This is a genomic window from Amycolatopsis orientalis (assembly GCF_000943515.2).
In the GTDB taxonomy this organism is placed as follows: Bacteria; Actinomycetota; Actinomycetes; order Mycobacteriales; family Pseudonocardiaceae; genus Amycolatopsis; species Amycolatopsis orientalis.
The window spans coordinates 7,446,305-7,471,501 of record NZ_CP016174.1 but is presented as its reverse complement, the minus strand read 5'-3'; the positions used below and the strand labels follow the sequence as shown (position 1 = coordinate 7,471,501).

21 protein-coding genes are annotated in these 25,197 nt (G+C 69.2%); 13 read left to right on the top strand and 8 right to left on the bottom strand.

The annotated features are described in order from the left end of the window. Positions 1-111: 111 nt before the first annotated feature. From SD37_RS32490 to hrpA, 6 genes are all read left to right on the top strand, one after another. Complete coding sequence (locus SD37_RS32490) at positions 112-1,590, top strand: APC family permease (RefSeq protein ID WP_044856122.1); 1,479 nt, start codon at positions 112-114, stop codon at positions 1,588-1,590. Continuing rightward, positions 1,587-2,150: a GNAT family N-acetyltransferase gene (locus SD37_RS32485; protein WP_044856121.1), complete on the top strand. Its 564-nt coding sequence runs from the start codon at positions 1,587-1,589 to the stop codon at positions 2,148-2,150. Before SD37_RS32490 ends, SD37_RS32485 begins: the two co-directional genes overlap by 4 nt. A gap of 49 nt (positions 2,151-2,199) precedes the next feature. Then, positions 2,200-2,511 (top strand): hypothetical protein, encoded by a 312-nt coding sequence (locus tag SD37_RS32480; protein WP_044856120.1) that lies wholly within the window; start codon positions 2,200-2,202, stop codon positions 2,509-2,511. A 42-nt stretch (positions 2,512-2,553) separates the two neighbouring features. Further along, entirely contained in the window at positions 2,554-3,762 is a 1,209-nt protein-coding gene (locus SD37_RS32475; protein ID WP_044856119.1) for a cation:proton antiporter, read from the top strand. Positions 3,763-3,775: 13 nt separating this feature from the next. Further along, positions 3,776-4,939, top strand: a complete 1,164-nt coding sequence (locus tag SD37_RS32470; protein WP_044856118.1) for a lactate 2-monooxygenase — start codon at positions 3,776-3,778, stop codon at positions 4,937-4,939. A gap of 180 nt (positions 4,940-5,119) precedes the next feature. Beyond that, positions 5,120-8,950, top strand: a complete 3,831-nt coding sequence (gene hrpA / locus SD37_RS32465; protein ID WP_236725489.1) for an ATP-dependent RNA helicase HrpA — start codon at positions 5,120-5,122, stop codon at positions 8,948-8,950. A 74-nt stretch (positions 8,951-9,024) separates the two neighbouring features. Here the strand turns inward: hrpA and SD37_RS42870 are convergent, their stop codons facing one another. Continuing rightward, complete coding sequence (locus SD37_RS42870) at positions 9,025-9,423, bottom strand: hypothetical protein (RefSeq protein ID WP_145926781.1); 399 nt, start codon at positions 9,421-9,423, stop codon at positions 9,025-9,027. A gap of 181 nt (positions 9,424-9,604) precedes the next feature. Further along, positions 9,605-11,311, bottom strand: a complete 1,707-nt coding sequence (locus SD37_RS32460; RefSeq protein WP_044856117.1) for a bifunctional 3'-5' exonuclease/DNA polymerase — start codon at positions 11,309-11,311, stop codon at positions 9,605-9,607. Between the two features lie 149 nt (positions 11,312-11,460). Between SD37_RS32460 and SD37_RS32455 the strand changes: the two genes are divergently transcribed. Then, positions 11,461-13,098: an acyl-CoA synthetase gene (locus SD37_RS32455; RefSeq protein WP_044856116.1), complete on the top strand. Its 1,638-nt coding sequence runs from the start codon at positions 11,461-11,463 to the stop codon at positions 13,096-13,098. A 330-nt stretch (positions 13,099-13,428) separates the two neighbouring features. Here SD37_RS32455 and SD37_RS32450 read toward each other — a convergent pair whose 3' ends face one another. Beyond that, positions 13,429-14,367 carry a hypothetical protein gene (locus tag SD37_RS32450; protein WP_174567870.1) on the bottom strand — a complete coding sequence of 313 codons (939 nt, stop codon included), beginning with the start codon at positions 14,365-14,367 and terminating at the stop codon, positions 13,429-13,431. A gap of 256 nt (positions 14,368-14,623) precedes the next feature. Here SD37_RS32450 and SD37_RS32445 point away from each other — a divergent pair, with 256 nt between their 5' ends. The 5 genes from SD37_RS32445 (at position 14,624) to SD37_RS32425 (ending at position 19,372) form a co-directional block, all read left to right on the top strand. Next, complete coding sequence (locus SD37_RS32445; protein WP_083255148.1) at positions 14,624-15,874, top strand: S8 family peptidase; 1,251 nt, start codon at positions 14,624-14,626, stop codon at positions 15,872-15,874. Positions 15,875-15,973: 99 nt separating this feature from the next. Beyond that, complete coding sequence (locus tag SD37_RS32440; RefSeq protein ID WP_044856115.1) at positions 15,974-16,726, top strand: SDR family oxidoreductase; 753 nt, start codon at positions 15,974-15,976, stop codon at positions 16,724-16,726. Further along, on the top strand, positions 16,723-17,787 hold the full coding sequence (locus tag SD37_RS32435; RefSeq protein WP_044856114.1) for a phosphotransferase family protein: 1,065 nt from the start codon (positions 16,723-16,725) through the stop codon (positions 17,785-17,787). Before SD37_RS32440 ends, SD37_RS32435 begins: the two co-directional genes overlap by 4 nt. Then, positions 17,788-18,444 carry a histidine phosphatase family protein gene (locus tag SD37_RS32430; RefSeq protein ID WP_044856113.1) on the top strand — a complete coding sequence of 219 codons (657 nt, stop codon included), beginning with the start codon at positions 17,788-17,790 and terminating at the stop codon, positions 18,442-18,444. Between the two features lie 10 nt (positions 18,445-18,454). Continuing rightward, positions 18,455-19,372 carry an SMP-30/gluconolactonase/LRE family protein gene (locus SD37_RS32425; RefSeq protein ID WP_044856112.1) on the top strand — a complete coding sequence of 306 codons (918 nt, stop codon included), beginning with the start codon at positions 18,455-18,457 and terminating at the stop codon, positions 19,370-19,372. A gap of 580 nt (positions 19,373-19,952) precedes the next feature. Here SD37_RS32425 and SD37_RS32420 read toward each other — a convergent pair. Further along, positions 19,953-20,423, bottom strand: coding sequence for a VOC family protein (locus tag SD37_RS32420; RefSeq protein ID WP_044856111.1), 471 nt, complete (start codon positions 20,421-20,423; stop codon positions 19,953-19,955). Between the two features lie 62 nt (positions 20,424-20,485). Here SD37_RS32420 and SD37_RS32415 point away from each other — a divergent pair, with 62 nt between their 5' ends. Next, positions 20,486-21,433 (top strand): helix-turn-helix transcriptional regulator, encoded by a 948-nt coding sequence (locus SD37_RS32415; protein ID WP_044856110.1) that lies wholly within the window; start codon positions 20,486-20,488, stop codon positions 21,431-21,433. 23 nt (positions 21,434-21,456) lie between these two features. Here the strand turns inward: SD37_RS32415 and SD37_RS32410 are convergent, their stop codons facing one another. The 4 genes from SD37_RS32410 to SD37_RS32395 are packed head-to-tail and all read right to left on the bottom strand — an operon-like array spanning position 21,457 to position 25,194. Next, positions 21,457-22,284 carry an enoyl-CoA hydratase family protein gene (locus SD37_RS32410; RefSeq protein WP_044856109.1) on the bottom strand — a complete coding sequence of 276 codons (828 nt, stop codon included), beginning with the start codon at positions 22,282-22,284 and terminating at the stop codon, positions 21,457-21,459. Continuing rightward, positions 22,281-22,973: an SDR family NAD(P)-dependent oxidoreductase gene (locus SD37_RS32405; RefSeq protein ID WP_044856108.1), complete on the bottom strand. Its 693-nt coding sequence runs from the start codon at positions 22,971-22,973 to the stop codon at positions 22,281-22,283. Before SD37_RS32405 ends, SD37_RS32410 begins: the two co-directional genes overlap by 4 nt. Then, on the bottom strand, positions 22,970-24,472 hold the full coding sequence (locus SD37_RS32400; protein WP_044856107.1) for a benzoate-CoA ligase family protein: 1,503 nt from the start codon (positions 24,470-24,472) through the stop codon (positions 22,970-22,972). The genes SD37_RS32405 and SD37_RS32400 overlap by 4 nt, the downstream gene beginning before the upstream one ends. After that, positions 24,469-25,194 carry a creatininase family protein gene (locus tag SD37_RS32395; RefSeq protein ID WP_044856106.1) on the bottom strand — a complete coding sequence of 242 codons (726 nt, stop codon included), beginning with the start codon at positions 25,192-25,194 and terminating at the stop codon, positions 24,469-24,471. The genes SD37_RS32400 and SD37_RS32395 overlap by 4 nt, the downstream gene beginning before the upstream one ends. Positions 25,195-25,197: the final 3 nt, after the last annotated feature.

The window sequence follows — 25,197 nt, the reverse complement described above, 5'->3', positions numbered from 1 at the left end:
TGAACGGACGTATCTGGCCGCGGTGCCCGGCCCTAAGGTGGGATGGCTTCGCAAGATCAAGAACGCGCGTCGACGCGTTCGCCGCCAAACCGACGTCCGGGGGACGGGTTCATGGGTACGCACAGACCGCGGCGCGGTCTCGGCCATCGGCGGCTCGGAGCCGCCCAGATCGTCTTCTTCGTGGTGGCGGCGGCGGGTCCGCTGTTCGCCATCGCGGGAGGGGTCCCGACGAACTACGGGGTCACCGGCAGTCTCGGGGTGCCGCTGTCGTTCCTCCTGCTGGCCCCGATCCTGGGGCTGTTCGCGGTCGGGTACGCGGCGATGAGCCGCTACATCACCAACGCCGGCGCCTTCTATCCCTACGTCGCCAACGGGGTCGGGAAATCCACCGGCGCGGGGATCGCGTTCGTCACGCTGATCACCTACAACGCCATCCAGATCAGCATCTACGGCCTGTTCGGCTGGGCGGTGTCGACCTGGCTGGGGACGCTCACCGGTTCACCGCCGCCGTGGTGGCTGTGCGCGCTGGTGCTGGTGGTGATCGTCGGCGCGCTCGGCGTGCTGCGGGTCGACCTCAACGCCAAGGTGCTCGGGGTGGCGCTGTGCCTGGAGGTCGCCGTCCTCACGATCGTCGACGTCGCGTTGTTCGCGAATCCGGCCGGTGGCAGCGTTTCGTGGGTGCCGCTGGCGCCGTCGAGCCTGTTCACCACCGGCGTGGGCGCGGTGTTCGCGTTCTCCGCCGCCGCGTTCATCGGCTTTGAGGGCGCGGCGACCTACGGCGAGGAGACGCGCGAACCCAGCCGTACGGTCGGCCGGGCGACGTTCGCGGCGATCGGGCTCACGGCGGTGCTCTACGTCGTGTCGTCGCTCGCGCTGGCCGTGGGCGCCGGACCGGACGTCATCGTCACCACCGCCGCCGCGCAGGGGCCGGATCTGCTGTTCAATCTGGCGGGTGCGCATCTCGGCGGCACGTTCTCCGCCATCGCCTACACGCTCTTCGTGACCGGCCAGTGCGCGGCGCTGCTGAGCTTCCACAACGCCGTCGCACGGTACTTTTTCGCGCTGGGCCGGGAAGGGCTGCTGCCGCGCTCGCTCGCGAAGACGAGCAAGCGCACCGGCGCGCCGGTGGCCGGATCGCTCACGCAGACCACGCTCGCCCTGGTGGTGGTGGCCGCGTTCGGGATCGCCGAACGCGATCCGGTCACCGAACTGTTCACCTGGCTCGGCGCGACGGCGTCGATGGGGGCCGTGGTGATCATGATCGCCGTCTCGCTTTCGGTGATCGGGTTCTTCAAACGGCGCCGCGCGGCCGAAAACGCCTGGCGCCGCTGGATCGCGCCCTCGATGGCGATCCTGGCGCTGTCGGCCGTCCTCGCGCTGATCCTGCTCAACTTCGACCTGCTGCTCGGCCCGGCCGGGACGTTCCTGCTGCGCTGGGGGCTGCCCGGCCTCGTGGTCGTCGCGGCTCTGGCGGGTTTCCTGCGCGCGGAAGTGCTGCGGACCCGGGATCCCGAGACCTACGCCGGGATCGGCGGCCCGCTCGAAGACGACGGCGAACGCGAACCCGCCGGGCTGGAGGCCCGGCGATGATCGTGCGAGCCGTCGAACCGTCCGAAGTGGACACTGTGGTCGACGTGCTGTCCGAGGCCTTCCACGAAGACCCGGTCAGCGTGTGGGTCTTTCCCGGGGACGGGCGCCGCGCCGTGGCGTTGCCGATCTTCTACCGCGCGGTGGTGCGCGGGGCACTGGCCATGGGCGGCCACGTCGACGTCACCGGTGACCTGTCGGCCGCGGTCGTCTGGACGTCCAGCGGTGCGGAGGGCGAGCCGGACGGCGACGCGCTCGCCGGACTCGCCGACGACGAGCTGGGACGGCTCGGCGCGCTGGTCGACGTGATGATGAAGTGCGGCCCCGGCGGGGAATACCACCACGCGCAGTTCATCGGTGTCCGCAAGAGCCTGCAGCGGCAGGGGATCGGCGCCCGCCTGCTGCGGCACGGGCTTGACCGGTACGGCGCCGAACCCGCCTACCTGGAGGCCAGTTCCCCGGAGAGCGCGAAACTGTACCGGCGGCTGGGTTTCCGTGATCACGGACCGGCCTTCGCGGTCGAAGGCGGGCCGCCGATGTGGCCCCTGTGGCGTGATCCGTGACGGATCCCTCGTCGATTTGTCTATAAAGGACTGGTAAAGTGGCGGCCAGATGACGACGAACCGTGCCCCCGCCCCACGGCACCGTTCCGTCTTCTTCCTCCTGATCTTGCTCGTCTTCGTCTTCGGCACGCCGACCGTTCCCCACGGGCACTCCGTCGCCCCGGCGGACGATCCCGTCGCCGTCTTCGCGACCCATCCGCTTCCCGCCTTCCATGGCGGGCAAGGTGTTCCGCTCCCCGACGTACCCGCCGCGACGGCGGCCGTCGACCTCTCCGACGCCGGGCCCGCTCCCGAGCGGGGCGAACCCGCCGTCGTCACCCGCGCGCTGCCCCGTGCCGCCGCGCGGGCGCCTCCGCGCTGATCCGGTCCTCACGTCCCGAATCAGCCACCATCGGAGGTCTCCATGAGTTCCGGTCATGCCCTGCTGGCCGTCGGCGGGGCGTTCCTCGCCGCCGGTGTGATCGCCAGAGCGGGCGCCCGCATCGGGCTGCCCACCATCCCCCTGTTCATGCTGGCCGGCTTCGTCTTCGGCCCCAACACCCCCGGACTGTCCCTTGTGGACGATCCGAGCGAACTCGGCGTGCTCGCCGGGCTCGGCCTCGTCTTCCTCCTGTTCTACCTCGGCCTCGAGTTCTCTCTCGACGACCTCGCCAAGGGCGGGCGCAAACTCGTCTGGTCCGGCCTGATCTACCTGATCCTCAACATCGGCGGCGGACTCGCCTTCGGCTTCCTGCTCGGCTGGGGTACCAGGGAAGCGCTGGTCATCGCCGGTGCCATCGGCATCTCGTCGTCGGCGATCGTCACCAAGCTCCTGCTCGAATCGCGCCGGATGAACAACCCCGAATCCCGGCTGATCATGGGCATCATCGTGATCGAGGACCTGTTCCTGGCGCTGTACCTGGCGTTGCTGCAGCCGGTGTTGTCCGGAGCCGGGAGTTTCGGCTCGGCCATGGCCGATTTCGGCAAGGCCTTCGCCTTCCTGATCGTGATGGCCGCGCTCGCCCGCTGGGGCGGCCGGGTGGTGTCGAAGCTGTTCGGTTCGGCCGACGACGAACTGCTGACCGTCTGCTTCGTCGGTGTCGCCGTCATGGGCGCCGCCGTCGCCGAAGAGGTCGGGGTGTCCGACGCCATCGGCGCGTTCATGGTCGGCATGATGCTCGGCGGATCGAAGGTCGCGCCGCGGATCCACAAGCTGGTACTCCCGCTGCGGGACGCGTTCGGCGCGCTGTTCTTCTTCATCTTCGGGCTCAGCATCGACCCGAACGCGGTCGGCTCGGTGGTCGTGCCGGTGCTGATCGCCGTGGCGCTGACGATCGTGCTGAACCTGGGCGCGGGCGCGCTGGCCGCCCGGCTGCACGGCTTCGACCGGCAGGCCGGGGTCAACATCGGGCTGACCGTGCTCACCAGGGGTGAGTTCTCCCTGGTGCTCGCCGCGATGGCGACGGCGGCCGGACTGGACTCGCGGGTCGCGCCGTTCGTCGCGGGCTACGTCCTCCTGCTGGCCGTGATCGGTCCAGTCGCGGTCATCCGCTCGGAGAAACTCACCTGGTTGCTACCGGCGGGTATCGTCCGAGGCTCGACCCGCCGCGACGAGCCGGTCAGGGCGACGTGACGAGGAGGCCTGGGTGACGGAGCGGTTCGGCGGCTACCAGAACGAGATCTACCTGCAGGGGCTCGGCGGGACCTTCCCGCCGTGCTCCACCGACGCCACGAAACTGGAGGAGTCGGCCAGGGAGATCCTGGAGCCGGGGCCGTTCTGGTACGTCGCGGGCTCGGCCGGTTCGGGCGCCACCGCGCGCGCCAACCGGGAGGCGTTCGACCGCTGGCGCCTGGTGCCCCGGATGCTCACCGGCGCGACCGAACGCGACCTGTCCACGACCGTGCTGGGTACCCCGGTACCGGCGCCGGTGCTGCTGGCGCCGGTCGGCGTCCAGTCGATCGTGCACGAGGGCGCCGAGCCGGAGGCCGCGCGGGCCGCGGCGTCGGTCGGCCTGCCCTACATCATGTCGACGGCGTCCTCGACCAGCATCGAGGACGTCGCCGAGGCGAGCGGCGAGGGGCCGCGGTGGTTCCAGCTGTACCGGCCCACCGACAACGACGTCTGCGCGAGCATCCTGGCGCGGGCGAAGGCCGCGGGGTTCAGCACGCTCGTGGTCACGCTCGACACCTGGACCCTGGCGTGGCGCCCGAACGACCTCGACCACGCGTACCTGCCGTTCATCAAGGGGGAGGGCCTCGGCGTCCCGTTCAGCGACCCGGTGTTCCGCGGGCTGCTGGAGAAGACGCCGGAGGAGGATCCGCCCACCGCGATCCTGCGCTGGCTCTCGATGATCACCGGCACCGACAGCACCTGGAGCAGGCTGCCGTTCCTGCGCGAGCACTGGGACGGGCCGATCGTGCTCAAGGGCGTCCAGCATCCCGACGACGCGCGCCGCGCGGTCGACGCCGGAATGGACGGGATCGTCGTGTCCAACCACGGCGGGCGCCAGGTCGACGGCGCCGTCGGTTCGCTCGACGTGCTCCCGGAGATCGTGAGCGCGGTCGGCGACCGGATGGAGGTCCTGTTCGACTCCGGCATCCGCACCGGCGCCGACATCGCCAAGGCGCTCGCGCTCGGGGCGAAGGCCGTGCTGGTGGGGCGCCCGTGGGTGTACGGGCTCGCGCACGCCGGGGGCGACGGCGTCCGGCACGTGCTGCGGAGCCTGCTCGCCGACCTCGACCTGACCATGGGCCTGTCCGGTCACCGCACCCTCGCCGACCTCACCCCCTCCTCGCTCACCCACTCCTGACCTTCGCGTTTAGCGGGCTAAACGCGGCCGGGCGTCGCGTTTAGCCCGCTAAACGCGGGTGGTGGTGGTGACGTGGGGGATATTCGGAAGCCTCGATCGTCACGCACGGCTATCCTGGTGCCGGTCATGGCTTCTCAACCTTCCCCGCTCGGCGCCCTGCGCGCTCGCCTGCCCGCATTGATGTCGCGCGACGAGCACCGCCTCCGGCGTCGGCTCGACGGTGCCCGCAAGGCGCGCGACGCCGAGAGCATCGCCGCGCGGATCGAGGCCGACATCGAGGCCGCCGAACTGCGGGTCACCCGCCGCCGCGACGGCGTCCCGAAGATCTCCTACCCCGAAGAGCTGCCCGTCAGCCAGCGCAAGGACGAGATCGCCGCCGCCATCCGCGACCACCAGGTGGTGATCGTCGCGGGGGAGACAGGCTCCGGGAAGACCACCCAGCTGCCGAAGATCTGCCTCGAACTCGGCCGCGGCATCCGCGGCCAGATCGGACATACGCAGCCACGACGACTGGCCGCGCGCACGGTCGCCGACCGGATCGCCTCCGAGCTGAACACCGAACTCGGTGAAGCCGTCGGCTACAAGGTCCGGTTCACCGACCAGTCCGGCCAGGACACCCTCGTCAAGCTGATGACCGACGGCATCCTGCTCGCCGAGATCCAGACCGACCGGATGCTGCGGCAGTACGACACGCTGATCATCGACGAGGCGCACGAGCGCAGCCTCAACATCGACTTCATCCTCGGGTACGTCAAGCAGCTCCTGCCGCGCCGTCCCGACCTCAAGGTGATCATCACCTCGGCGACGATCGACCCGGAGCGGTTCTCCAAGCACTTCGACGACGCCCCGATCGTCGAGGTCTCCGGGCGGACGTATCCGGTCGAGGTCCGTTACCGGCCGATCATCGATCCCGACGATCCCGATGCCGACCAGGACCGGGACCAGACGCAGGCCATCTGCGACGCCGTCGACGAACTCCAGCACGAGGGGCCGGGCGACATCCTGGTCTTCCTCTCCGGCGAGCGCGAGATCCGCGACACCGCGGACGCACTGTCCAAACAGGACCTCAGGAACACCGAGATCCTGCCGCTCTACGCCCGGCTCTCGTCGTCGGACCAGCATCGGGTGTTCCAGCGTCATACCGGGCGCCGCGTCGTCCTCGCCACGAACGTCGCCGAGACCTCGCTGACCGTGCCGGGGATCAAGTACGTCATCGACCCCGGCACCGCGCGGATCTCGCGGTACAGCCATCGCACCAAGGTCCAGCGGCTGCCGATCGAGCCGGTCTCGCAGGCTTCCGCGAACCAGCGCAAAGGCCGCTGTGGACGTACCTCCGACGGAATCTGCATCCGGCTGTACTCCGAAGACGACTTCGACGCCCGGCCCGAGTTCACCGACCCGGAGATCCTGCGGACCAACCTCGCGTCGGTCATCCTGCAGATGACCTCGCTCGGACTCGGTGACATCGCCGCGTTCCCCTTCGTGGAACCGCCGGACCGCCGCCAGGTCACCGACGGTGTCCAGTTGCTGCAGGAACTCGGCGCCTTCGACATGTCCGACGGCAAGAAGCTCACCGAGACCGGCCGCAAGCTCGCGCAGCTCCCGGTCGACCCGCGGATGGCGCGGATGGTGCTGGAGGCCTCCCGCAACGGCTGTGTGCGCGAAGTGATGATCATCGCCGCCGCACTGTCCATTCAGGACCCGCGGGAGCGGCCGGCGGAGAAACAGCAGGCGGCGGACGAGCAGCACGCGCGGTTCGCGGACAAGACGTCCGACTTCCTGGCGTACCTGAACCTGTGGGAGTACGTCAGCGAGCAGCAGAAGGCGTTGTCCACCAACCAGTTCCGCCGGCTGTGCCGCAACGAGTACCTGAACTACCTGCGTATCCGTGAATGGCAGGACATCTTCAGCCAGCTGCGTCAGCTGGCCAAACCGCTCGGCATCACCCTCAACACCTCCGGCCCGGCCGATCCGCAACGCGTGCACACGTCGCTGATCGCCGGGTTGTTGTCGCATGTGGGGCTCAAGGATCCGGCCAAGGGCGACTATCTCGGCGCGCGCGGGGCGCGGTTCTCGGTGTTCCCGGGTTCGGCGCTGTTCAAGAAGCAGCCGCGGTTCGTGATGTCGGCCGAGCTGGTGGAGACGTCGCGGCTGTGGGGCCGGGTCAACGCGCGGATCGAGCCGGAATGGGTCGAACCGCTCGCCGGTCACGTGGTCAAGCGGAACTACTCCGAGCCGCACTGGGAGCGCAAGCAGGGCGCGGTGATGGCGCTGGAGAAGGTGACCCTGTACGGGGTCCCGCTGGTGGCCGACCGCCGCGTCAACTACGGCCGGATCGACCCGGAACTGAGCCGCGAACTGTTCATCCGGCACGCGCTGGTGGAAGGCGACTGGGAAACCCGGCACCACTTCTTCCGCGAGAACCGCGCGCTGCTCGAAGAGGTCGAGGACCTGGAGAACCGGGCGCGCCGCCGCGACATCCTTGTCGACGACGAGACGCTCTTCGAGTTCTACGACCAGCGCGTCCCGGCCGAGGTCGTGTCGGCACGGCATTTCGACAGCTGGTGGAAGAAGGCCCGCCACACCGAGCCCGACCTGCTGAGCTTCGAGAAGACGATGCTCATCAACGAGACCGCGGGCGGCGTGCGCGAGGCCGACTACCCCGATTTCTGGACTCAGGGCAGCCAGACCTTCAAACTCACGTACCAGTTCGAACCGGGTGCGGACGCGGACGGCGTCACCGTGCACATCCCGCTGCCGGTGCTGAACCAGGTCACCCCGGACGGCTTCGACTGGCAGGTCCCCGGCCTGCGCGAAGAACTGGTGACGCAGCTGATCAAGTCGCTGCCCAAGGCGATCCGGCGCAACTTCGTGCCGGCACCCGACCACGCGAAGCTCGTGCTGTCACGGGTCGGCCCGGCCGACGGGCCGCTGCTGCACGCCGTCGCGGACGAGCTGGAGGCCCTGCGCGGGGTCACCATCCCGGACGACGCCTGGCAGCTGTCCTCGGTACCCGAGCATCTGAAGATGACCTTCCGCGTGGTGGACGTCCGCGGCAAGAAGGTGTCCGAGGGCAAGGACATCGAGGCGCTCAAACGAGACCTGAGCGGCCAGGTGCGGGCGACCATCTCCAAGGCCGCCGACAGCATCGAGCGTGAGGGCCTGACGACGCCCGCGTTCGGCGAGCTGCCGAAGGTGTTCGCGAGCAAGCAGCGCGGGCACGACGTCAAGGCGTATCCGGCGCTGGTGGACGAAGGCGGCACCGTGGCGGTGCGGCTGCTGGACACGCCGGGTCAGCAGGAACAGTCGATGTGGGCGGGCACGCGGCGGATGCTGCGGCTGAACCTGCCGTCGCCGATGAAGTTCATCACCCGCAACCTCGGCAATTCGTCCAAACTCGTGCTGAACCGCAATCCGCACGGTTCGGTGGCGGCGCTGCTCGAAGACTGCGTCGACTGCGCCGTCGACAAACTCGTCGCCGACAACGGCGGCCCGCGCTGGGACGAGGCCGGTTTCGCGGTCCTGCAGGAAAAAGTGCGTGCCGGGCTGAACCCCGGAGTGCTCGACGTGCTGACCAACGTCGAGAAGATCCTGCGCGCGGCCAACGACGTCGAGACCCGGCTGGCCGACACCCGGGGCCCGGCCGATTCGCTCGCGGATATCCGCGCGCAGCTGGACGGCCTGGTGCACAAGGGTTTCGTGACCGAGACGGGGCAGGACAGGCTGAAGCACGTCGTGCGGTACCTGCGCGGGATCGAACGGCGGCTGGAGAAGCTCCCGACCGAACCGACCCGCGACATCCAGCGCACCGGCGACATCGCGTGGCTGCGCAACGAGTATCAGGCGGCCCTCGACGCGGTGCCGCCGGGGACGTCGTCGCCCGCGCTGCGGGAGATCCGGTGGATGATCGAGGAACTGCGGGTCAGCTTCTTCGCCCAGACGCTCGGTACCGCGCACCCCGTCTCGCTGAAGCGCGTCATCAAGGCCCTGGACGACGCCGCCGTGAGCTGAAAGCGTCCTTCACCGCGTGGGATGCGGTGAAGGACGCTTTCCTCGCGTGAGATGCGGGGAAAGCTCCCTTCAGCTCACTTGACGATCAGGGTTGTGGTCGCGACGGTCGCGGAGAGCATGGCGGCGAAAGCCGAGAACGTGGCGGCTTGCCCGCCGACGCTACTGAACACCCGCTTCGTCAGCTTGCTCCAGTATTGCTGCTTGACGGCCATGGCAAGTTTTTGCCATTTATGTTGTCGAAGGTGGCAGCCGAGCAGGATTCCGTGAGCGTTATTGCGGCAGGGTGTGTCATTCCGTGTTTCGGCGCAGCACCACATCGGAGCTTGGAACAGGCAGTAGAGCACCACGAAACCCGAAAGTATCGCGATCGCGCCAGGGCCGATCGAGGGTGTGAACCAGAAGCACACGACGGCGGCCAGCAAAAGGTATCCCCACAGGCTTGCCACCTTCTTCTTGCGCGACCTTTTCGCCATCTTCCGGAATCTACCCACACTTCGACGTCGGTCGATAGCGCTGGTCAGTCGACCATGTCCTTTCGATTCCTCTACCCACGGTGATGAAAAGGATAACGATGCCTCCGGTGTTGTACGCCGTGTGGTCAGTGGTAACGAGTCGGGTTCATGGGGCGAAAGTGGCCCTGGACGACGCCGCGGGTCACTTCGCGTCGGCGTAGGTGTCCACGGCGGCGATGTGCAGCGGGAACCGGACGGGGCAGGCGGCCCCGAACAGCATCCGCGCCGCCTCGGTCATGCTGTCCACAATGGACTGCGAGACCTCGTCCGCGAATTCGGCCGGGGTGTGCACCAGGACCTCGTCGTGCTGGAAGAACACCAGATGCGCGGGGGCGGGGAGCTTGCCGCGCAGGGTGGCCAGCAGGACCGCGGTCATGTCGGCCGCGCTCGCCTGCACGACGAAATTGCGCGTGAACCGGCCCCAGTTCCGGGACGCCTGACGCGCCTTCAGCTCACCGGCCTCGTCCTCCGCGGCCCCGCCGGTCAGCGCGCGCCACGCCTCCGACGGCGCCGGCGACGTCCGGCCCAGGCGGGAGCGGACCCGCTCGCCGCGTTCCCCGGCCTGCGCGGCACGCTCCACATAGGACACCGCGTCCGGGAACCTGGTCCGCAGCAGGGCCAGCAGCGGCCCCGCCTCGCCGGACGTGCCGCCGTACATCGCCGAAAGCATCGCGATCTTCGCCCGATCGCGGTCGGTCCTCTCGTCCCAGGCGGGCACCGGCACGCGGCGCACGCCGGAGAACATCGCCTCGGCGAGACTCGCGTACAGATCCGTGGCCGCGGCGACCTCGGCCAGTTTGCGGTCCCCGGACAACGCCGTCAGCACCCGCGGCTCCAGCTGGGCGGCGTCGGCGACCACCAGTTTCCAGCCCGGATCGGCGCGGACGCAGGTCCGCAGGATCTTCGGGATCTGCAGCGCGCCGCCGCCCCGGCTGGCCCAGCGGCCCGAGACGACCCCGCCGACGATGTAGTGCGGGCGGAACCGGCCGTCGTGGACCCACTCGTCGAGCCAGGTCCAGCCGTTGGCCGAATGCAGCCGCGCGAGTTCCTTGTACTCCAGCAACGGTGGCACGGCGGGATGGTCGATGTCGCGGAGCAGGTACTTCCTCGCCGAAGTGATTTCGATGCCTTCGCGCCCGAGCGCCCGGATGACACTGGCGGGGGCGTCCGGGTTGACCGGGCGCCCGCCGAACGCGTCGCTGATCTTCGCCGCCAGCTCGACCAGCCGCTTCGGCCGGTGCCCGGCCGGGACCCGCGGGCCGAGCTGGTCGGCGAGCAGTTCGAGGTGCAGGTCCGCGCGCCACGGCAGCCCGTCGGCGGACATCTCGGCGGCGGCCAGCGCGCTCGCCGATTCCGCCGCGAAGAGCAGCCGAAGCCGCTCCGGATGTTCGGCGAGTGCGACGCGCTTCTCCTGCTCAGCCAGTACGACGCGGGCGGCGTCGACCACCGTGACGCCGGAGGGCAGCCGCGGGCCCCGCGTCTCGAACAGGGTCGGCTGGTCGTCCTCGGCCCAGAGCGGCGGCTCGTCGGCGGGCGGCTCCTGACCGGTCGCCCTGGCCAGCGCCGCACGCAGGCTCCGCGATTCCTTCGGACGGCCTTCGTGCGCCAGCAGCAGCCCCTCGGTCAGCTCCAGATCGTGGCAGCGCCGGACCCGGACGCCTGCCTTGATCAGGGCCGGATACGTCCGCTCGACCGACGGGAACACCCATCGGGGTGACCGCCGCGCCTCCAATCCGCGTACTTCGTCGACGAACCGCGCCAGGCTCAGGCCATGGCGCGCCGGCTCCCCGGAAATCGAGATCGCGAAGTCGCCATCCTCCTCTTGACCTGCGATCGCCTGCACACTCACATTGTGGTGGTTCCCCCCGACATTTCTGTCACCAGACGGTTAGTGCGCCTGCGCTATCGGTCGGCTACTGTCGAGTAGCAACCCCATACCGCCGGTACGTGAACGACGGCGGTATGGCGTCTCGCCGCAGCAGCAACGGAGGTGCCCGGATGAGAAACCCCACCGGCCTCGCCACTCTGGTGGCGGGCAAGGTGACCGAGACCGTGCGCAGCATCGACGTGATGCGCCAAGCGGGCCTGCTCCCGATCCCGCGGGTCGACGAGGGGCTGCGTTCGCTGGTCATGGTGCGGAAATGGGGCCCCTTCGCCGGCGCGAACATGATCGCCGCCCGCCGGGACCCGACCGCGACGGGGATCATCGACGAACTCGGCCCGCTGACCTTCAAGCAGCTCGACACCCAGTCGAACGCGCTGGCCAGGGCCTGGGCCGAACGCGGCCTCGGCCCCGGATCGGTGATCGCCGCGCTGTGCCGCGACCACCGGGGTCTCGTGCTGACGATGCTCGCCTCGGGCAAGCTCGGCGCCAAGCTGCTGCTGATGAACACCGGTTTCGCCAAACCGCAGCTCGCGGACGTCGCGAAGCGCGAAGGCGTCACCGCGCTCGTGTACGACCAGGAGTTCACCGACCTGCTGGACGCGGTCGAGGGCGACGTCGAGCACTACCTGGCGTGGGTCGATCCGGGCGCCGAGCTTTCCGGGCACGAGACCCCGATCGTCACCGAACTGATCGCCAGCACCGATGACCGCCCGTGGCCGGCGCCCGCCAAACCGGGCGGGTTCATCCTCCTGACCAGCGGCACCACCGGGACGCCGAAGGGCGCGCCGCGGCCGCACACCTCCGCGCTCGCCTCCGCGCAGTTCCTCGACCGCATCCCGCTGCGGACCGGCGAGGCGACCTACATGGGCGCGCCGCTGTTCCACGGCACGGGGTTGTCGCAGTTCATCCTGTCCTTCGCGCTCGGTTCGAAGGTCGTCATGCGGCGCAAGTTCGTGCCGGAGGAGACGCTGCGCGGGGTCGCGGAGAACCGCTGCACCACGCTGGTCCTCGTGCCGACGATGCTGCAGCGGATCGTCGATCTGCCCGAAGAGGTCCGCGCCAAGTACGACACGTCGTGTCTGCGGATCATCTTCGTCGCGGGGTCCGCGCTGTCCCCGGACCTGGGCAACCGCGCGACCGCCGCGTTCGGCGACGTCGTGCACAACCTCTACGGCTCGACCGAGGTCGCGGTCGCGACGGTCGCGACGCCCGAGGACTGGCGCAAGGCGCCGGGCACCGTCGGCCGCGCGCCGGTGGGCTGCAAAGTCGCGCTGTACGACGAAAAGGGCGGCAAGATCACCGAGCCGCACGTCACCGGCCGGGTGTTCGTCGGCAGCGGGCTGAGCTTCCAGGGCTACACCGACGGGCGGAACAAGGAGATCATCGACGGGCTGCTCTCCAGCGGCGACGTCGGCCACTTCGACGAGGACGGCCTGCTGTTCATCGACGGTCGTGACGACGAGATGATCGTCTCCGGCGGCGAGAACGTCTTCCCGATCGAGGTGGAGAACCTCCTGGTCGAACGCGAAGACGTGATCGAGGCGGCGGTCGTCGGCGTCGAGGATCCCGAATTCGGGCAGCGGCTGAAGGCCTTCGTGGTGCGGGCCGAGAAGTCCGATTTGGACGTCGACGGGGTCCGCGAGTACGTCAGGGCCAACCTCGCCCGGTACAAGGTGCCGCGCGACGTGGAGTTCCTCGACGAGCTGCCGCGCAACGCGACCGGGAAGGTGCTGCGCAACAAGCTGCACTAGGTAGGAGCCCAGCCTCGTGAGTGGTATTGACGGTTCTACTGAGAAGTAAGTCAAACGTGTCGTGATCGGGTCGCCGCCGTGAAGGTCAGGGCGCGCACGGTTCTGAAGCGGGGTCGTGAGTGATAAAGAGCGTTAGAACGCTACTTGTCACTCACGACCCCACCCCGAAACCACGCAAACTGCTCAAGTTGGACACCTGTACCCGGAAAGGGTCTCGTGTGGGCACCCGGGGTCGACGCCGCTTCCGCCAGCCAGTCCGGACCCGCGCCGGGGCCGCCACATTTGCCTTACCTCTCAGTAACCATCATTACCACTCAAGAGACGGCAGAGCTAGTACTCCCAGTCGATCCCGAAGACGCCGGGACCGAAGTCGAGCGCGACAGCGTGGACGCCGCTGCCCTGGTCCGGTTTGAGTTCCTTCCGGTCCAGCGGCGACGTGCCCTGCCGCGAATACTGCCAGCAGTTCGCGGGAATGGTGCCCGGGTCGAACCGGACCTCCAGCAGGTACTCCCGCACGGGACGCCGGAACTCGCGGTAATGCGTGTTCCGGCATTCCGGGTACGGCGGCCCGGGGTTGGTCAAGGAGTACTCGATCAGGTGAGTCTCGCCGCGGTCGATCGGCCGGTCGAAGAGCAGTTCGGCCACGGTGAGCCCGTGTTCGACGTCGACTTCGGCGCGGCCGACGTGGCAGTTGCGCAGCGTGTTCAGTACCGGCGGCCCGGCGTCGGGATCGCCTTGGGCGTAGACCAGCAGCCAGCGGTCCTGGCCGTCCGCGCCCGCCTGGAACACCGCCCGCGCGGTCACCGCGCGCTGCCCGCCGTCCGCGGCGATCTCGCACAGATCGTGCAGGCCGACGAGTTTCAGCTGATGGTGCTGTTCGAGCGCGTTGGGCGCGCCGACCTTCTCCAGGAGGACCTGGAGCGCTTCGAGCGGGAAGGTCAGCGGCTGTTCGGTGGTGGCGCGGCTCCGGCGTGACGACGCCCCGCGCGGCCGGGGTGGCGGCAGCAGGCTGAGCAGGGAACCGGCGGGCACCGCCAGTACCTCTTCGAGGACCCGGACCGCGGACAGCGAACTCTGCCGTTCAGGCTGACGTTTGCCCGATTGCCAGTAACTCAGCGCCGTCACGCTCACCGACGCGCCGCGCGCCAGTAGCCGGGCCTGGATCCGGTCGAGGCTGAGGCCGCTGGTGGCGATGGCCGACCGCAACGTCGTCGCGAAGGCCGTCGGTGGCTGGTCGTCGTCGTCCGTGATCGCGCTCCCCGCCACCATATGCCGCCCGACCGCCCCCGTCTGCCGTTTCCGATCCGGTTGATAACAACACGAATAACATTATCAGTCTGGGGTAACGCACCAGTGGCACTGTCTGCCTGGCGAAAACGACTTTCCGGACGAGCGGGACTGCTCCTTTTGGCCTAGTACTGGTAACTGTGAATCATTGCCCGGCCACCAGCGCACCGGCTTGCATGGCTCTCAGCAACGATCATCCTCCCGGGTGATCGCACGTGGCGCGGCAGGAAGGGAACCAGTGAGCAAGTCCCGGAAGAACCTGAAGTCCCGAAAGACCCGGAGCGGCTTGATGGCGGGGGGCGCCCTCGCCGGGGTGACCGCGGCGGTCGCCACGTTCGGCGCGGGTGCGGCCCAGGCCGACCAGCAGGGCGAGATCCGCGGCGCGGGTGCGGCCAACGCGGTCGGCGGCAGCTACATCGTCGTCCTCAAGCCCACCGCGGTCGGCAAGGGCGTGGCCACGGCGAACGAGGTCACCGCGAACGTCGCCGCCAAGGCACAGGGCCTCACCGGTCAGTACGGCACCACGCTTTCCCGCACGTTCGGTTCGGCGCTGAACGGCTTCTCGATCAAGGCCGACGAGGCCGCCGCGAAGCGTCTCGCCGCCGACCCGCAGGTCGCCTACGTCGTCCAGAACAAGACGTTCAAGATCAGCGAGACCCAGGACAACCCGCCGTCGTGGGGCCTCGACCGCGTCGACCAGGCGGACCTTCCGCTCGACACCAAGTACACCTACCCGACGAAGGCCGACAACGTCACCGCCTACGTCATCGACACCGGTGTCCGCGGCTCGCACAAGGACTTCGGTGACCGCGCGACCGGCGGCAAGGACTTCGTCGACAACGACGACACCCCCAACGACGAGCACGGTCACGGCACGCACGTGGCCGGCACCATCGGCGGCACGGAGCACGGCCTGGCCAAGGGCGTGAAGATCGTCGGCGTCCGCGTGCTGGACGCCAACGGCAGCGGCACCACCGAGGGTGTCGTCGCCGGTGTCGACTGGGTCGCGGCGAACGCCAAGGGCCCGTCGGTCGCCAACATGAGCCTGGGCGGCGGCGCGGACGACGCCCTGGACGCGGCGGTCAAGGGTGCCATCGAAAAGGGCGTGACCTTCGCGCTCGCGGCGGGCAACGAGTCCACCGACGCCGGGACCACCTCGCCGGCGCGGGTCAAGGAGGCCATCACGGTGGCCGCCAGCGACAAGACCGACAAGCAGGCCAGCTTCTCGAACTACGGTTCGGTCGTGGACCTCTACGCGCCGGGTGTCGACATCACCTCGACGTGGGGCACCGGTGACGACGCCACGAACACCATCAGTGGTACCTCGATGGCTTCGCCGCACGTCGCCGGCGCTGCCGCGCTCTACCTCTCGGCCCACCCTGACGCCACCCCGGCCCAGGTCGCCGAAGGCCTGGTCGCCGCGGCCGCCGACGGCAAGATCAGCAACCCGACCGGGGGCACCGCGAACAAGCTGCTTCAGGTGAAGTAGAGCCCTTTCGGACAGGCTGCCCCCGGCGAACCCCAGGCGTCGGGGGCAGCCCCCTGTCCGAGGGACGCCGGACTTGTTACCAACGGGTACGCTCCAGACATGGTGCTGCGGAAGAACATCCTGATCACCGGGGCGAGCTCCGGACTCGGCGAAGGAATGGCCAGGCAGTACGCCGCCAGGGGCCGCAATCTGGCACTGGCCGCGCGGCGGCTGGACAGGCTTGACACCCTCGCCGCGGAACTCAAGAAGGCCTATCCCGGAATCACCGTCGTCACCCGGAAGCTGGACGTGAACGATCACGACCAGGTCTTCACCGTCTTCGAGGAGTTCCGCGAGGAACTCGGATCCCTCGATCGCGTGATCGTGAACGCGGGACTCGGCAAGGGGCAGCCCATCGGCTCCGGCCGGTTCGACGCCAACCGGCAGACCCTCCAGACCAACTTCCTGGCGGCGGCCGCCCAGATCGAGGCCGCCGTGGGCATCTTCCGCAAGCAGAAGGACGGCCACCTCGTGGTCGTGTCCTCCTTCTCCGCGCTGCGCGCCTTCCCCGGCAACCTGACCGCGTACGCCGCTTCGAAGGCGGGCGTCTGGGCGTTCGCCGAGGGCACCCGGATCGAGTTGATGAAGACGCCGATCAAGGTCACCACGCTGCTGCCCGGGTTCATCGAATCGGAGATGAACGAGGACATCTCGAAGGTTCCGCTCGGCACGAAGGCCGAACCCGGCGCGCAGGCGATGGTGAAGGCGATCGAAGCCGAGGGGGCGAAGGCGTTCGTGCCGTCGTGGCCGTGGAGCGTGCTCGCGAGGGTGTTCCGGTTCATCCCCGCGTCGGTGCTGAAGAAGTTCGCATGACCCTGGCCGCGGACAAGACCGTCGAGGTACGCGGTGAGGATTCCTTCGACCCCGCCGCGGTGCACGGCTGGCTGGCCGCGCGGGTGCCAGGGCTCGGCGACACGCCGCCCGGTGTCCGCCAGTTCCCCGGCGGGGCCTCGAACCTCACCTACCTGCTGACCTATCCGGACCGGGAACTGATCCTGCGGCGCCCGCCCGCCGGGCACAAGGCCGCGTCGGCGCACGACATGAGCCGCGAGTTTCGGGTCCAGCAAGGGCTGCGGCCCGTCTTCCCCTACGTGCCCGAGGTTCTCGCCTTCTGCGACGACGAAACGGTGCTGGGCGGGGACTTCTACGTGATGGAACGGCTCGAAGGCCTGATCCTGCGCGGAGATCTCCCCGCCGGGCTGGAGTTGTCGCCGGAAAGCGCGCGCGAACTGTGCGGCAAGGTCGTCGACAGGCTGGTGGAGTTGCACGCCGTCGACGTCGAGGCCGCCGGGCTGGCCGACCTCGGCAAGGGCGCCGGCTACGTCGAGCGTCAGGTGCGCGGCTGGTCCGAGCGGTTCCGCAAGGCGCGCACGGAGAACGTCCCGGACTGCGCCGAAGTGATGGCGTGGCTGGCGGAGAACCAGCCGTCCGAGGTCAAGATCTGCTTGATCCACAACGACTACCGGCTCGACAACCTGGTGCTCGACGACGCTCTCGACATCGTCGGCGTCCTCGACTGGGAGATGGCCACCCTCGGCGATCCGCTGATGGAGCTGGGCAGCACGCTCGCATACTGGGTACAGGCCGATGACGACGACGTGATGAAGCTCAGCCGCCGTCAGCCGACGCACGTGCCGGGGATGTACACACGCGAGGAGTTCGTGCGGCGGTACGCGGAGCGGTCAGGGCTCGAGATCGGCGACTGGACGTTCTACGAGGTCTACGGCCTGTTCCGGCTCGCCGTGGTGATCCAGCAGATCTACTTCCGGTTCCACAATGGACAGACGCACAACCCGGCCTTCAAGGATCTGTGGCAGTTCGTCGGCTACCTCGACGGGCGCTGCCGCCGGATCATCGCGAAGGGGGACGCGTAGGTGGGCGCGATCTACCTGGTCCGCCACGGACAGGCATCGTTCGGCGCGGAGAACTACGACCAGCTCTCGCCGCGCGGCTTCGAACAGTCCACTGTGGCCGGTGCGGAACTGCTGCGGCGCGGTGTCGAGTTCACCCAGGCGCGGTCGGGAACCCTGGCCCGCCAACGGGACACGGCCGCCACGGCGTTGAAGGTGCTCGGTTCCGGGATCGCTGTCGTCGAGGACGAGCGCTGGAACGAGTACGACCACGTCGACATCGCGAAGTACCACGCCGCTGGGGTGCAACAGACCGATTCGCGGGCGTATCAAGCCGCGTTGGACGGTGCGCTGAACGCCTGGGTCTCGGCGGGCGAGGACAGCCCGTGCGCCGAAACCTGGCCAGCGTTCCTGGCGCGGGTCAAGGCCGCGCTGGCCGATGTCGTGGCCTCGCTGGGTAAAGGTGAACACGCCGTCGTCTTCAGCTCCGGCGGGGTCATCGCCACGGTCTGCGGCGCGCTCATGGGCACGCCGGAGGCCGGGCTGCTGAAACTGAACCGGGTCACCGTGAACGCGGGCATTACCAAACTGGTGTCCGGTCGCGGCGGGGTGACCATGCTGTCGTTCAACGAACATCCGCATTTCGAGGCGGAAGCCGCGGAACTGCTCACCTACCGCTAGGAGAAACGCGATGGCGTTCGGCGAGGTCAAGGTCATCCCGGTCAACGGGCACGGTCCCGAGGACGTCCTGGTCGACGATCAGGGACGGATCTACACCGGTGTCGACGACGGGCGCGTCCTTCGCGTGGCACCGGACGGTTCGCGGATCGACGTCCTCGGCGACACCGGCGGGCGTCCGCTCGGACTGGAGTTCTTCGGCGACGACCTCCTCATCTGCGACGCGAAAGCCGGACTGCTCACGATGCCGCTCGCCGGTGGTCCCGTGACCACGTTGGCGACTTCGGCGGTCGGTCTCGATTTCGTGTTCTGCAACAACGCCGCCGTGGCTTCCGACGGTTCGGTGTACTTCACCGATTCGTCGCGGCGGTTCGGCATCGAGAAATGGCGCGACGACCTGATCGAGCAGACCGCCGGCGGCCGTCTGCTGCGGCGGACCCCGGACGGGAAGATCGAGCAGCTGGCCGACGGTTTCCAGTTCGCCAACGGTGTCGCGCTGCCGCCCGACGAGTCCTATGTGGCCGTCGCGGAGACCGGCGCGTACCGGGTCTCGCGTGTGTGGCTGACCGGCGCCAACGCGGGCGAACGCGATGTCCTCGTCGACGATCTGTGGGGCTACCCCGACAACATCTCGACCGGCAGCGACGGGCTGATCTGGATCACCATCGCCAGCCCGAAGGTGCCCGCGCTCTCCTTGATACGGAAGCTCCCCGCGCCGCTGCGGGCCGGTGTCCGGGCGTTGCCGACCGCCTTGCAGCCCGCGCCCGCGCGGGAATGCGGGGTGCGCGGGGTGACCCCGGACGGGAAGCAGGTCCACGAACTGCGCGGCGAGATCGACGGGTTCCATGTGCTCGTCGGCGTTCGCGAGCGGGCCGGGACGCTGTACTTCGGATCGCTGGAGGACAACGCGATCGCCGTGACCACGGTCTGAGGCGGCCGCACGTCGAGCCTCGTGAGTGGTAGGCCGTGAAGGGCTCCTTGAGGGACTGGCATTTGTTTACCCTCTGCCCCGGGCTCGGGTTCCAGGGGCCGCATGGTGCTTGGGTCGTGAGTGATGAGGAGCGCGGGATGTCTCCTGCGCCTCGTCTGGGACGTTCAGCGTCTCAAGCGTGGCGCTCGCGACCCTCTCGCAGCTGACTCCCTGTCACTGACGACCACCCCCGGCCCGCTCCTCGCGGCAACGTCCTGAAGGCCCCCTTTGCGACGCTGAACGTCTCAAAGGGCCCCTTCGAGACACCTCGCGCAGCCCAGACGTCAGCCGTAGGTACACAAATGAAGGGTTCCGTGAAGGCCTCCTTGAGGGACTCTGGGTCCCTCAAGGAGGCCTTCACGGCCAGCTCGGACCATCGCCACCAGTCACAGCGGTAGCGCGTGAAGGCCCCCTTCCCTCGGCTCAGCCGAGGAAACTCGACCTTCACGCCTTACTTCCCCGCGAGCAAAGCCGCGGGCTACGAGTAGGTACCTCAGAGAGTTCGTGAGAACCATCATTACCACTCACGAGCGCGAAGGGCTCAGTCCAGGCAGAACTCGTTGCCCTCGGGGTCGTTCATCACGATGAAGCCCAGGCTCAGCGGCTGCTCGGGCTCGAAGCGCTGGACCCGCTTCGCCCCGAGCGCGACCAGCCTGTCGCACTCGGCTTCCAGCGCCGCCATCCGCTCGTCGCCCTGGAGCCCGGGGGCGGCGCGGATGTCGAGGTGGACGCGGTTCTTGGCGATCTTGTCCTCTGGGACCTGCTGGAAGAAGATCCTCGGCCCTTCCCCGGCGGGATCTTCCAGCGCCGAGCGGGTGTTGCGCTGATCCTCGGGCACGCCGACGCGTTCGAGGAACTCGGCCCACGCGTCCAGCGGGTCGGTGCCTTCGGGCACCTCGACCCCCGGCGGCCCGGGGTGGACGTATCCCAGGGCGTCGCGCCAGAAGGTCGACAGGGCCTTCGGGTCGAGGGCGTCGAAGGTGACCTGGATTTCGCGGCTCTTTCGGTTCATGGGACTACTCTGACATGCCTAGCGGACAGGATCGGTCCGCTACCTCTGCGACGGTGGGTGACATGGAGGACGAGCTAGGGACGACGGAGCGGGTGCTCACCCTGCTCGGGCTGTTGCAACAGCGCGCGGTGTGGACCGGGCCCGAACTGGGCGAGCGGCTCGGTGTCACCCCGCGCACGATCCGGCGGGACATCGAACGGCTGCGGGCGCTCGGCTTTCCGGTGGCGGCCAGCAACGGGGTCGGCGGCGGTTACCAGCTCGGCCCCGGTCACGACATGCCGCCGTTGCTGCTCGACGACGAGGAGGCGATCGCCACCGCCGTCTCCCTGCTCGCCGGCGCGGGCAGCGGGGACGCCGCGCTCCGGGCGCTGACGAAACTCGACAGGGTGCTCCCGACCCGGCTGCGGCACGAGGTGAGCGCGCTGTCCGGCTCGGTCGTCTCCTTCGACGGAAGCCGTGCGCCGATCGACCCCGACGTCCTCATGACCCTGGCGCGCGCGTGCCGCGACGAGGTCGAAGCGGGCTTCGGCTATCCGTCCTCCTCGGGCCTGTCGCAGCGCCGGGTCGAGCCGTACCGGCTGGTGGCTTCCGGGCGGCGCTGGTACCTGCTCGCCTACGACCTCGATCGCGCGGACTGGCGGACCTTCCGCGTGGACCGGATGACCGGGGTTTCCGCGCGCACGTGGCGATTCCGCCCGCGTCCGGCCCCCGACGCCGCGGCCTACGTGCAGGAGAACATCGCCAGCCGCGTCTACCGGCACCAAGCGCGATTCCTGGTGCACGCGCCCGCTCCGGTGGTGCGGGCCCAGATCCCGGCGTCGGCCGCTGTCGTGAAGGAACGGGATGGCGCGCGGTGCGAGGTGGTGAGCGGGGCCGGGGACCTCGACTTCCTGCTGATGCACGTGGTGCTGCTGGGGCACGCGTTCGAGGTGCTCGAGCCTGCGGAGCTGGGGGAGCGGTGCCGGGTACTGGCCGAACGGTTGCTGGGAGCCGCCCCAGATCGCGTTTAGCCGACTAAATGCGGCAGGAGGGGCTACCGGCCGGTCCAACGGGGCGCGCGTCCGGCGCTCCAGGCCGCGTAGAACTCGCCGTGGTCCTTCGCCGTCATCAGCAAAGCCTGGGTGATCGCCTCAAGTTCGATGGAACTCCCGAGGTCCATGTCCAGTTCCCGCGTCAGCAGCACTTTCGTGGTCCCGTAAGCCAAAGCCGGCCCGTCCGCCAGGCGCCGGGCCAGCGCCGAAGCCTCGGAAGCCAGGTCGGAGTCGGGCACGACCTTCGAAGCCAGCCCGATCGTCTCGGCCCGCACGGCGTCGATCTTGTCGCCCAGCATCAGCAACTCCGTCGCCCGGCCCAGCCCGACCAAGCGCGGCAGCAGGTACGCCGAACCCATATCGGCACCGGCGAGCCCGACCTTCGTGAACAGGAACGCGAACTTCGCCGACGACGCCAGCAGCCGGAAGTCACTCGCCAGCGCGATCACCGAACCCGCGCCCGCCGCGACCCCGTTCACCGCGGCGATCACCGGGATGGGGCATTCGCGCAGCGCCTTCACCACCGCCCCGGTCATGCGGGTGAACTCCAGCAGTTCCGCGGACTCCATCTTCTGCAGCTCGCCGATGATCTCCTCGACGTCGCCACCGGAACAGAACCCGCGTCCGCGGCCGGTGATGACCAGCACCCGGACGTCGCCGCGGTGCGGCAACTCGGCCAGCAGGTCCCGGAGGTCCGCGTAGACGTCGAAGGTGAGCGCGTTCAGCTTTTCGGGCCGGTCCAAGGTGACCGTGGCGACGCCATCGTCCACAGTGAACTCGAAATGCTCCCAGTTCGCCGTGATCGGCGGCGTGGCGCGGAACGGGCTCATGACTGGATCCCACCTCCATCGAGGACGAGTGTCTGTCCGTTGATCGCGGCCGCTTCGGGCGCCGCGAAGAAGGCCACCGCGTGGGCGACCTCGTCGGGTTCGAGCAGGCGGCCGAGTGGCGACGCGGCCGCGAGGGCGGCTTCCGCGTCGGCTTCGTCCCGGCCGGTCCGTTCCCGGATCCGGGCCACGGAGGCGGCTGTCATATCCGTGCGCACGAAGGCCGGGCAGACGGCGTTCGCGGTGACGCCGGTGCCGGTGACCTCGGCGGCGGTGGCGCGCATCAGCCCGACGGCGGCGTGTTTCGACGCGGTGTAGCCGGCCGTGTAGCGGTAGCCGATATGCGACGCCGTCGAGGCGACCGTGACGATCCGGCCGGTGTCGCGGGACCGCATCCCGGGCAGAACCGCCCGTGTGCACAGGAAAGCGCCCGTCGCGTTGACCTCGAACTGGGTACGCCACTGCTCCAGCGACGTCTTCGCCAGCGGGGCGCTCGCCGAGATCCCGGCGTTGTTCACCAGCACGTCCACCGGCCCCAGTTCCTCGAAGTACCGCGCGACGGCGTCCTCGTCGGTGACGTCGCAGTCGGCCCGGCCGGGCGCGTGCACCCGGTCACCCGCGGCCCGGAACCGGGCGGCGATGGCCGCGCCGATCCCGCGTGTCCCGCCGGTGACGACGACGATCCTGCTCACTGCGCCTCCACCCGGCGCAGCGCGCGCCGATCGAGTTTCCCGTTGGCGGTGCGGGGGAGTCCGGTCACGAACACCACCTCGCGCGGGTATTTGTGTTTCGCCAGCTGCGCTCGCGCGTGATCCTGGAGTTCCTCCGCCGTGACGGAAGCGCCCTCGGCCAGTACGACGCAGGCCCGCGGGACCACCAGGCCGTCGACGGTCACCCCCACCACCGCGCAGTCGACGACGGCGGGATGACCGATGAGGCAGTCTTCGATCTCGCTCGGCGCGACGAACACGCCGGACACCTTCAGCAGGTCGTCGGCGCGGCCGTGATGGTGGAAGCAGCCGTCGGCGTCGCGGCTGAACAGGTCGCCGGTGCGCAGGGTGTCGCCGCGGAACGTCCGCGCGGTCTTCTCCGGGTCGCCGTGGTACTCGCGGGCGATGGTCGGCCCGGTGACCTCCAGTGTCCCGATCTCCCCGTCCGGCAACGCTTCCCCTGTCTCGTCGAGGATCCGCGCGGTGTAGCCGGGGACCTCGCGGCCGAGGCTGCCGATCCGCTGGGCGCCGGGGGTATTGGAGATATAGATGTGATACGCCTCCGAGGAACCGATCCCGTCGATCACCGGGACCCCGAACAGGTTGTCCCACTTGCGATGCAGCTCCGACGGCAGCGCCTCGCCCGCCGACGTCGCGAGCCGCAGCGAACTCATGTCCACTTCCGCCGCCGCCGGATCGGCGATCATCGCGCTCATCATGGTCGGCACGTTGACCAGGATCGTCGGCCGGTAGCGCTCGATCAGCGAGAACAGCAGGCTCGCGGTACTGCGCTGCGGGAAGACGATCCCGGACGCGCCCACCCCGAACGGGAACAGCGCGGTCAGATCACGCGCGTAGCCGAAGAACAGTTTCGGTACGGCCAGCACGCGGTCGTCCTCGCGCAGGTCGAGCACGCCGAGCGCGTACCGCTCGAAGCTCTCCAGCGCACTCCGCGCCGGATGCACGCAGGCCTTGGGCGAACCGGTGCTGCCGGTGGTGAACTTCCAGATCGCGACGTCGTCCGGCGTGGTCGGCGCGGGCTCCAGCGCGGCGGAGGCGGACGCGACCAGCGTGGCGAACGAGTGCTCGCCGGGCTCCAGCACGGCATCGCCGACCACCAGCAGGTTCCGTGCCCCGGCCTCGCGCAGCGCGGGCAGCGTCGAGGAGTCGGCGATGACGACCACGGCCTCGGTGTAGTTCAGGTAGTAGGCGTAATCCTTGGGCTGCAGGAAGGAATAGACCTCGGCGGTGACGGCGCCGATCTTCTGCGCCGCGTACCAGACGGCGACGAACTCGACGCTGTCGTTCAACGCCAGCAGGACCCGCTGTCCACTTCGGACACCGAGGTCGCGCAACACGTTGCCCGCCCGGTTCACCAGGGCGGCGAGGTCCCCGTAGGTGACTCCCTCGTCGCCGCACAGCAACGCTGTCCGCCCGGCGGGGAGGCGGTCGACGAAATGGGTCGCCAGATTGAAGGTCATGCCAGCTCCCGGATCGCTTCGACCAGGATGTCGGTGAGCACCGAGAAGGTCTCTTCGCCTTCTTCGGCGGTCGCCAGGGCGGGGGCGCCGCAGTAGGCCTCGGTCATCCCGGCCGACGCGAAATCCGTGACCCCGCCGCGGGCCAGGTCGACGTGGACCGGCGGCAACCCGCGCTGGATCGCGGCGTCGACCAGGTCGGGCCGGTCGGCGAGCACGAGCGACGTCTCGTACCGCCCGGCGTGGCACTCGCCGGAGCGGAACTCGTCGGTGAGGCGCGAGGCGTACCGGCGGCGGACCAAGTCGACGAAGCCGACTCCGGCGGTCTCCGCCACCCGCCGCAGCACGGCCAGATGTGCCGGCTCGAAATGGTTGTTGACCAGGAGGATCCGGGTGAGTCCCTGCTCGATGAGCGCGCCGCAGATCTCGGTCAGCAGCGCGTGCAGGGTCTCCTCGCCGACGGAGATGCCGCCGGGGAACCCGGCCGCGAATCGCGTCACGCCGTAGGGCACCTCGGGCAGGATCAGCACCCGCACCCCGGGATCACCGGCCAGCCGCGCGGCGGCGCGCTCGCACATCCCCCGCGAGATCAGGGGATCGGTGCCCAGCGGCGCGTGCGGTCCGTGCGGTTCGACGGCGCCCACCGGCAGCAGCAGCACCGGGACACGCTCGTCGGACGCGAGCGCCGCGACCTGACGCGAGCTCAAATCCGCGAAGTACGTCACCCG

Excerpts from the sequence above, each read along its gene's own strand:
- SD37_RS32415 (WP_044856110.1), top strand. The coding sequence starts at position 20,486 with ATGGAGGACGAGCTAGGGACGACGGAGCGGGTGCTCACCCTGCTCGGG.
- SD37_RS32420 (WP_044856111.1), bottom strand. The coding sequence starts at position 20,423 with ATGAACCGAAAGAGCCGCGAAATCCAGGTCACCTTCGACGCCCTCGAC.
- SD37_RS32475 (WP_044856119.1), top strand. The coding sequence starts at position 2,554 with ATGAGTTCCGGTCATGCCCTGCTGGCCGTCGGCGGGGCGTTCCTCGCC.
- SD37_RS32450 (WP_174567870.1), bottom strand. The coding sequence starts at position 14,367 with ATGGTGGCGGGGAGCGCGATCACGGACGACGACGACCAGCCACCGACG.
- SD37_RS32410 (WP_044856109.1), bottom strand. The coding sequence starts at position 22,284 with ATGAGCCCGTTCCGCGCCACGCCGCCGATCACGGCGAACTGGGAGCAT.
- SD37_RS32435 (WP_044856114.1), top strand. The coding sequence starts at position 16,723 with ATGACCCTGGCCGCGGACAAGACCGTCGAGGTACGCGGTGAGGATTCC.
- SD37_RS32400 (WP_044856107.1), bottom strand. The coding sequence starts at position 24,472 with ATGACCTTCAATCTGGCGACCCATTTCGTCGACCGCCTCCCCGCCGGG.
- SD37_RS32485 (WP_044856121.1), top strand. The coding sequence starts at position 1,587 with ATGATCGTGCGAGCCGTCGAACCGTCCGAAGTGGACACTGTGGTCGAC.
- SD37_RS42870 (WP_145926781.1), bottom strand. The coding sequence starts at position 9,423 with ATGGCGAAAAGGTCGCGCAAGAAGAAGGTGGCAAGCCTGTGGGGATAC.
- SD37_RS32490 (WP_044856122.1), top strand. The coding sequence starts at position 112 with ATGGGTACGCACAGACCGCGGCGCGGTCTCGGCCATCGGCGGCTCGGA.
- SD37_RS32455 (WP_044856116.1), top strand. The coding sequence starts at position 11,461 with ATGAGAAACCCCACCGGCCTCGCCACTCTGGTGGCGGGCAAGGTGACC.
- SD37_RS32440 (WP_044856115.1), top strand. The coding sequence starts at position 15,974 with ATGGTGCTGCGGAAGAACATCCTGATCACCGGGGCGAGCTCCGGACTC.
- SD37_RS32480 (WP_044856120.1), top strand. The coding sequence starts at position 2,200 with ATGACGACGAACCGTGCCCCCGCCCCACGGCACCGTTCCGTCTTCTTC.
- hrpA (WP_236725489.1), top strand. The coding sequence starts at position 5,120 with ATGTCGCGCGACGAGCACCGCCTCCGGCGTCGGCTCGACGGTGCCCGC.
- SD37_RS32425 (WP_044856112.1), top strand. The coding sequence starts at position 18,455 with ATGGCGTTCGGCGAGGTCAAGGTCATCCCGGTCAACGGGCACGGTCCC.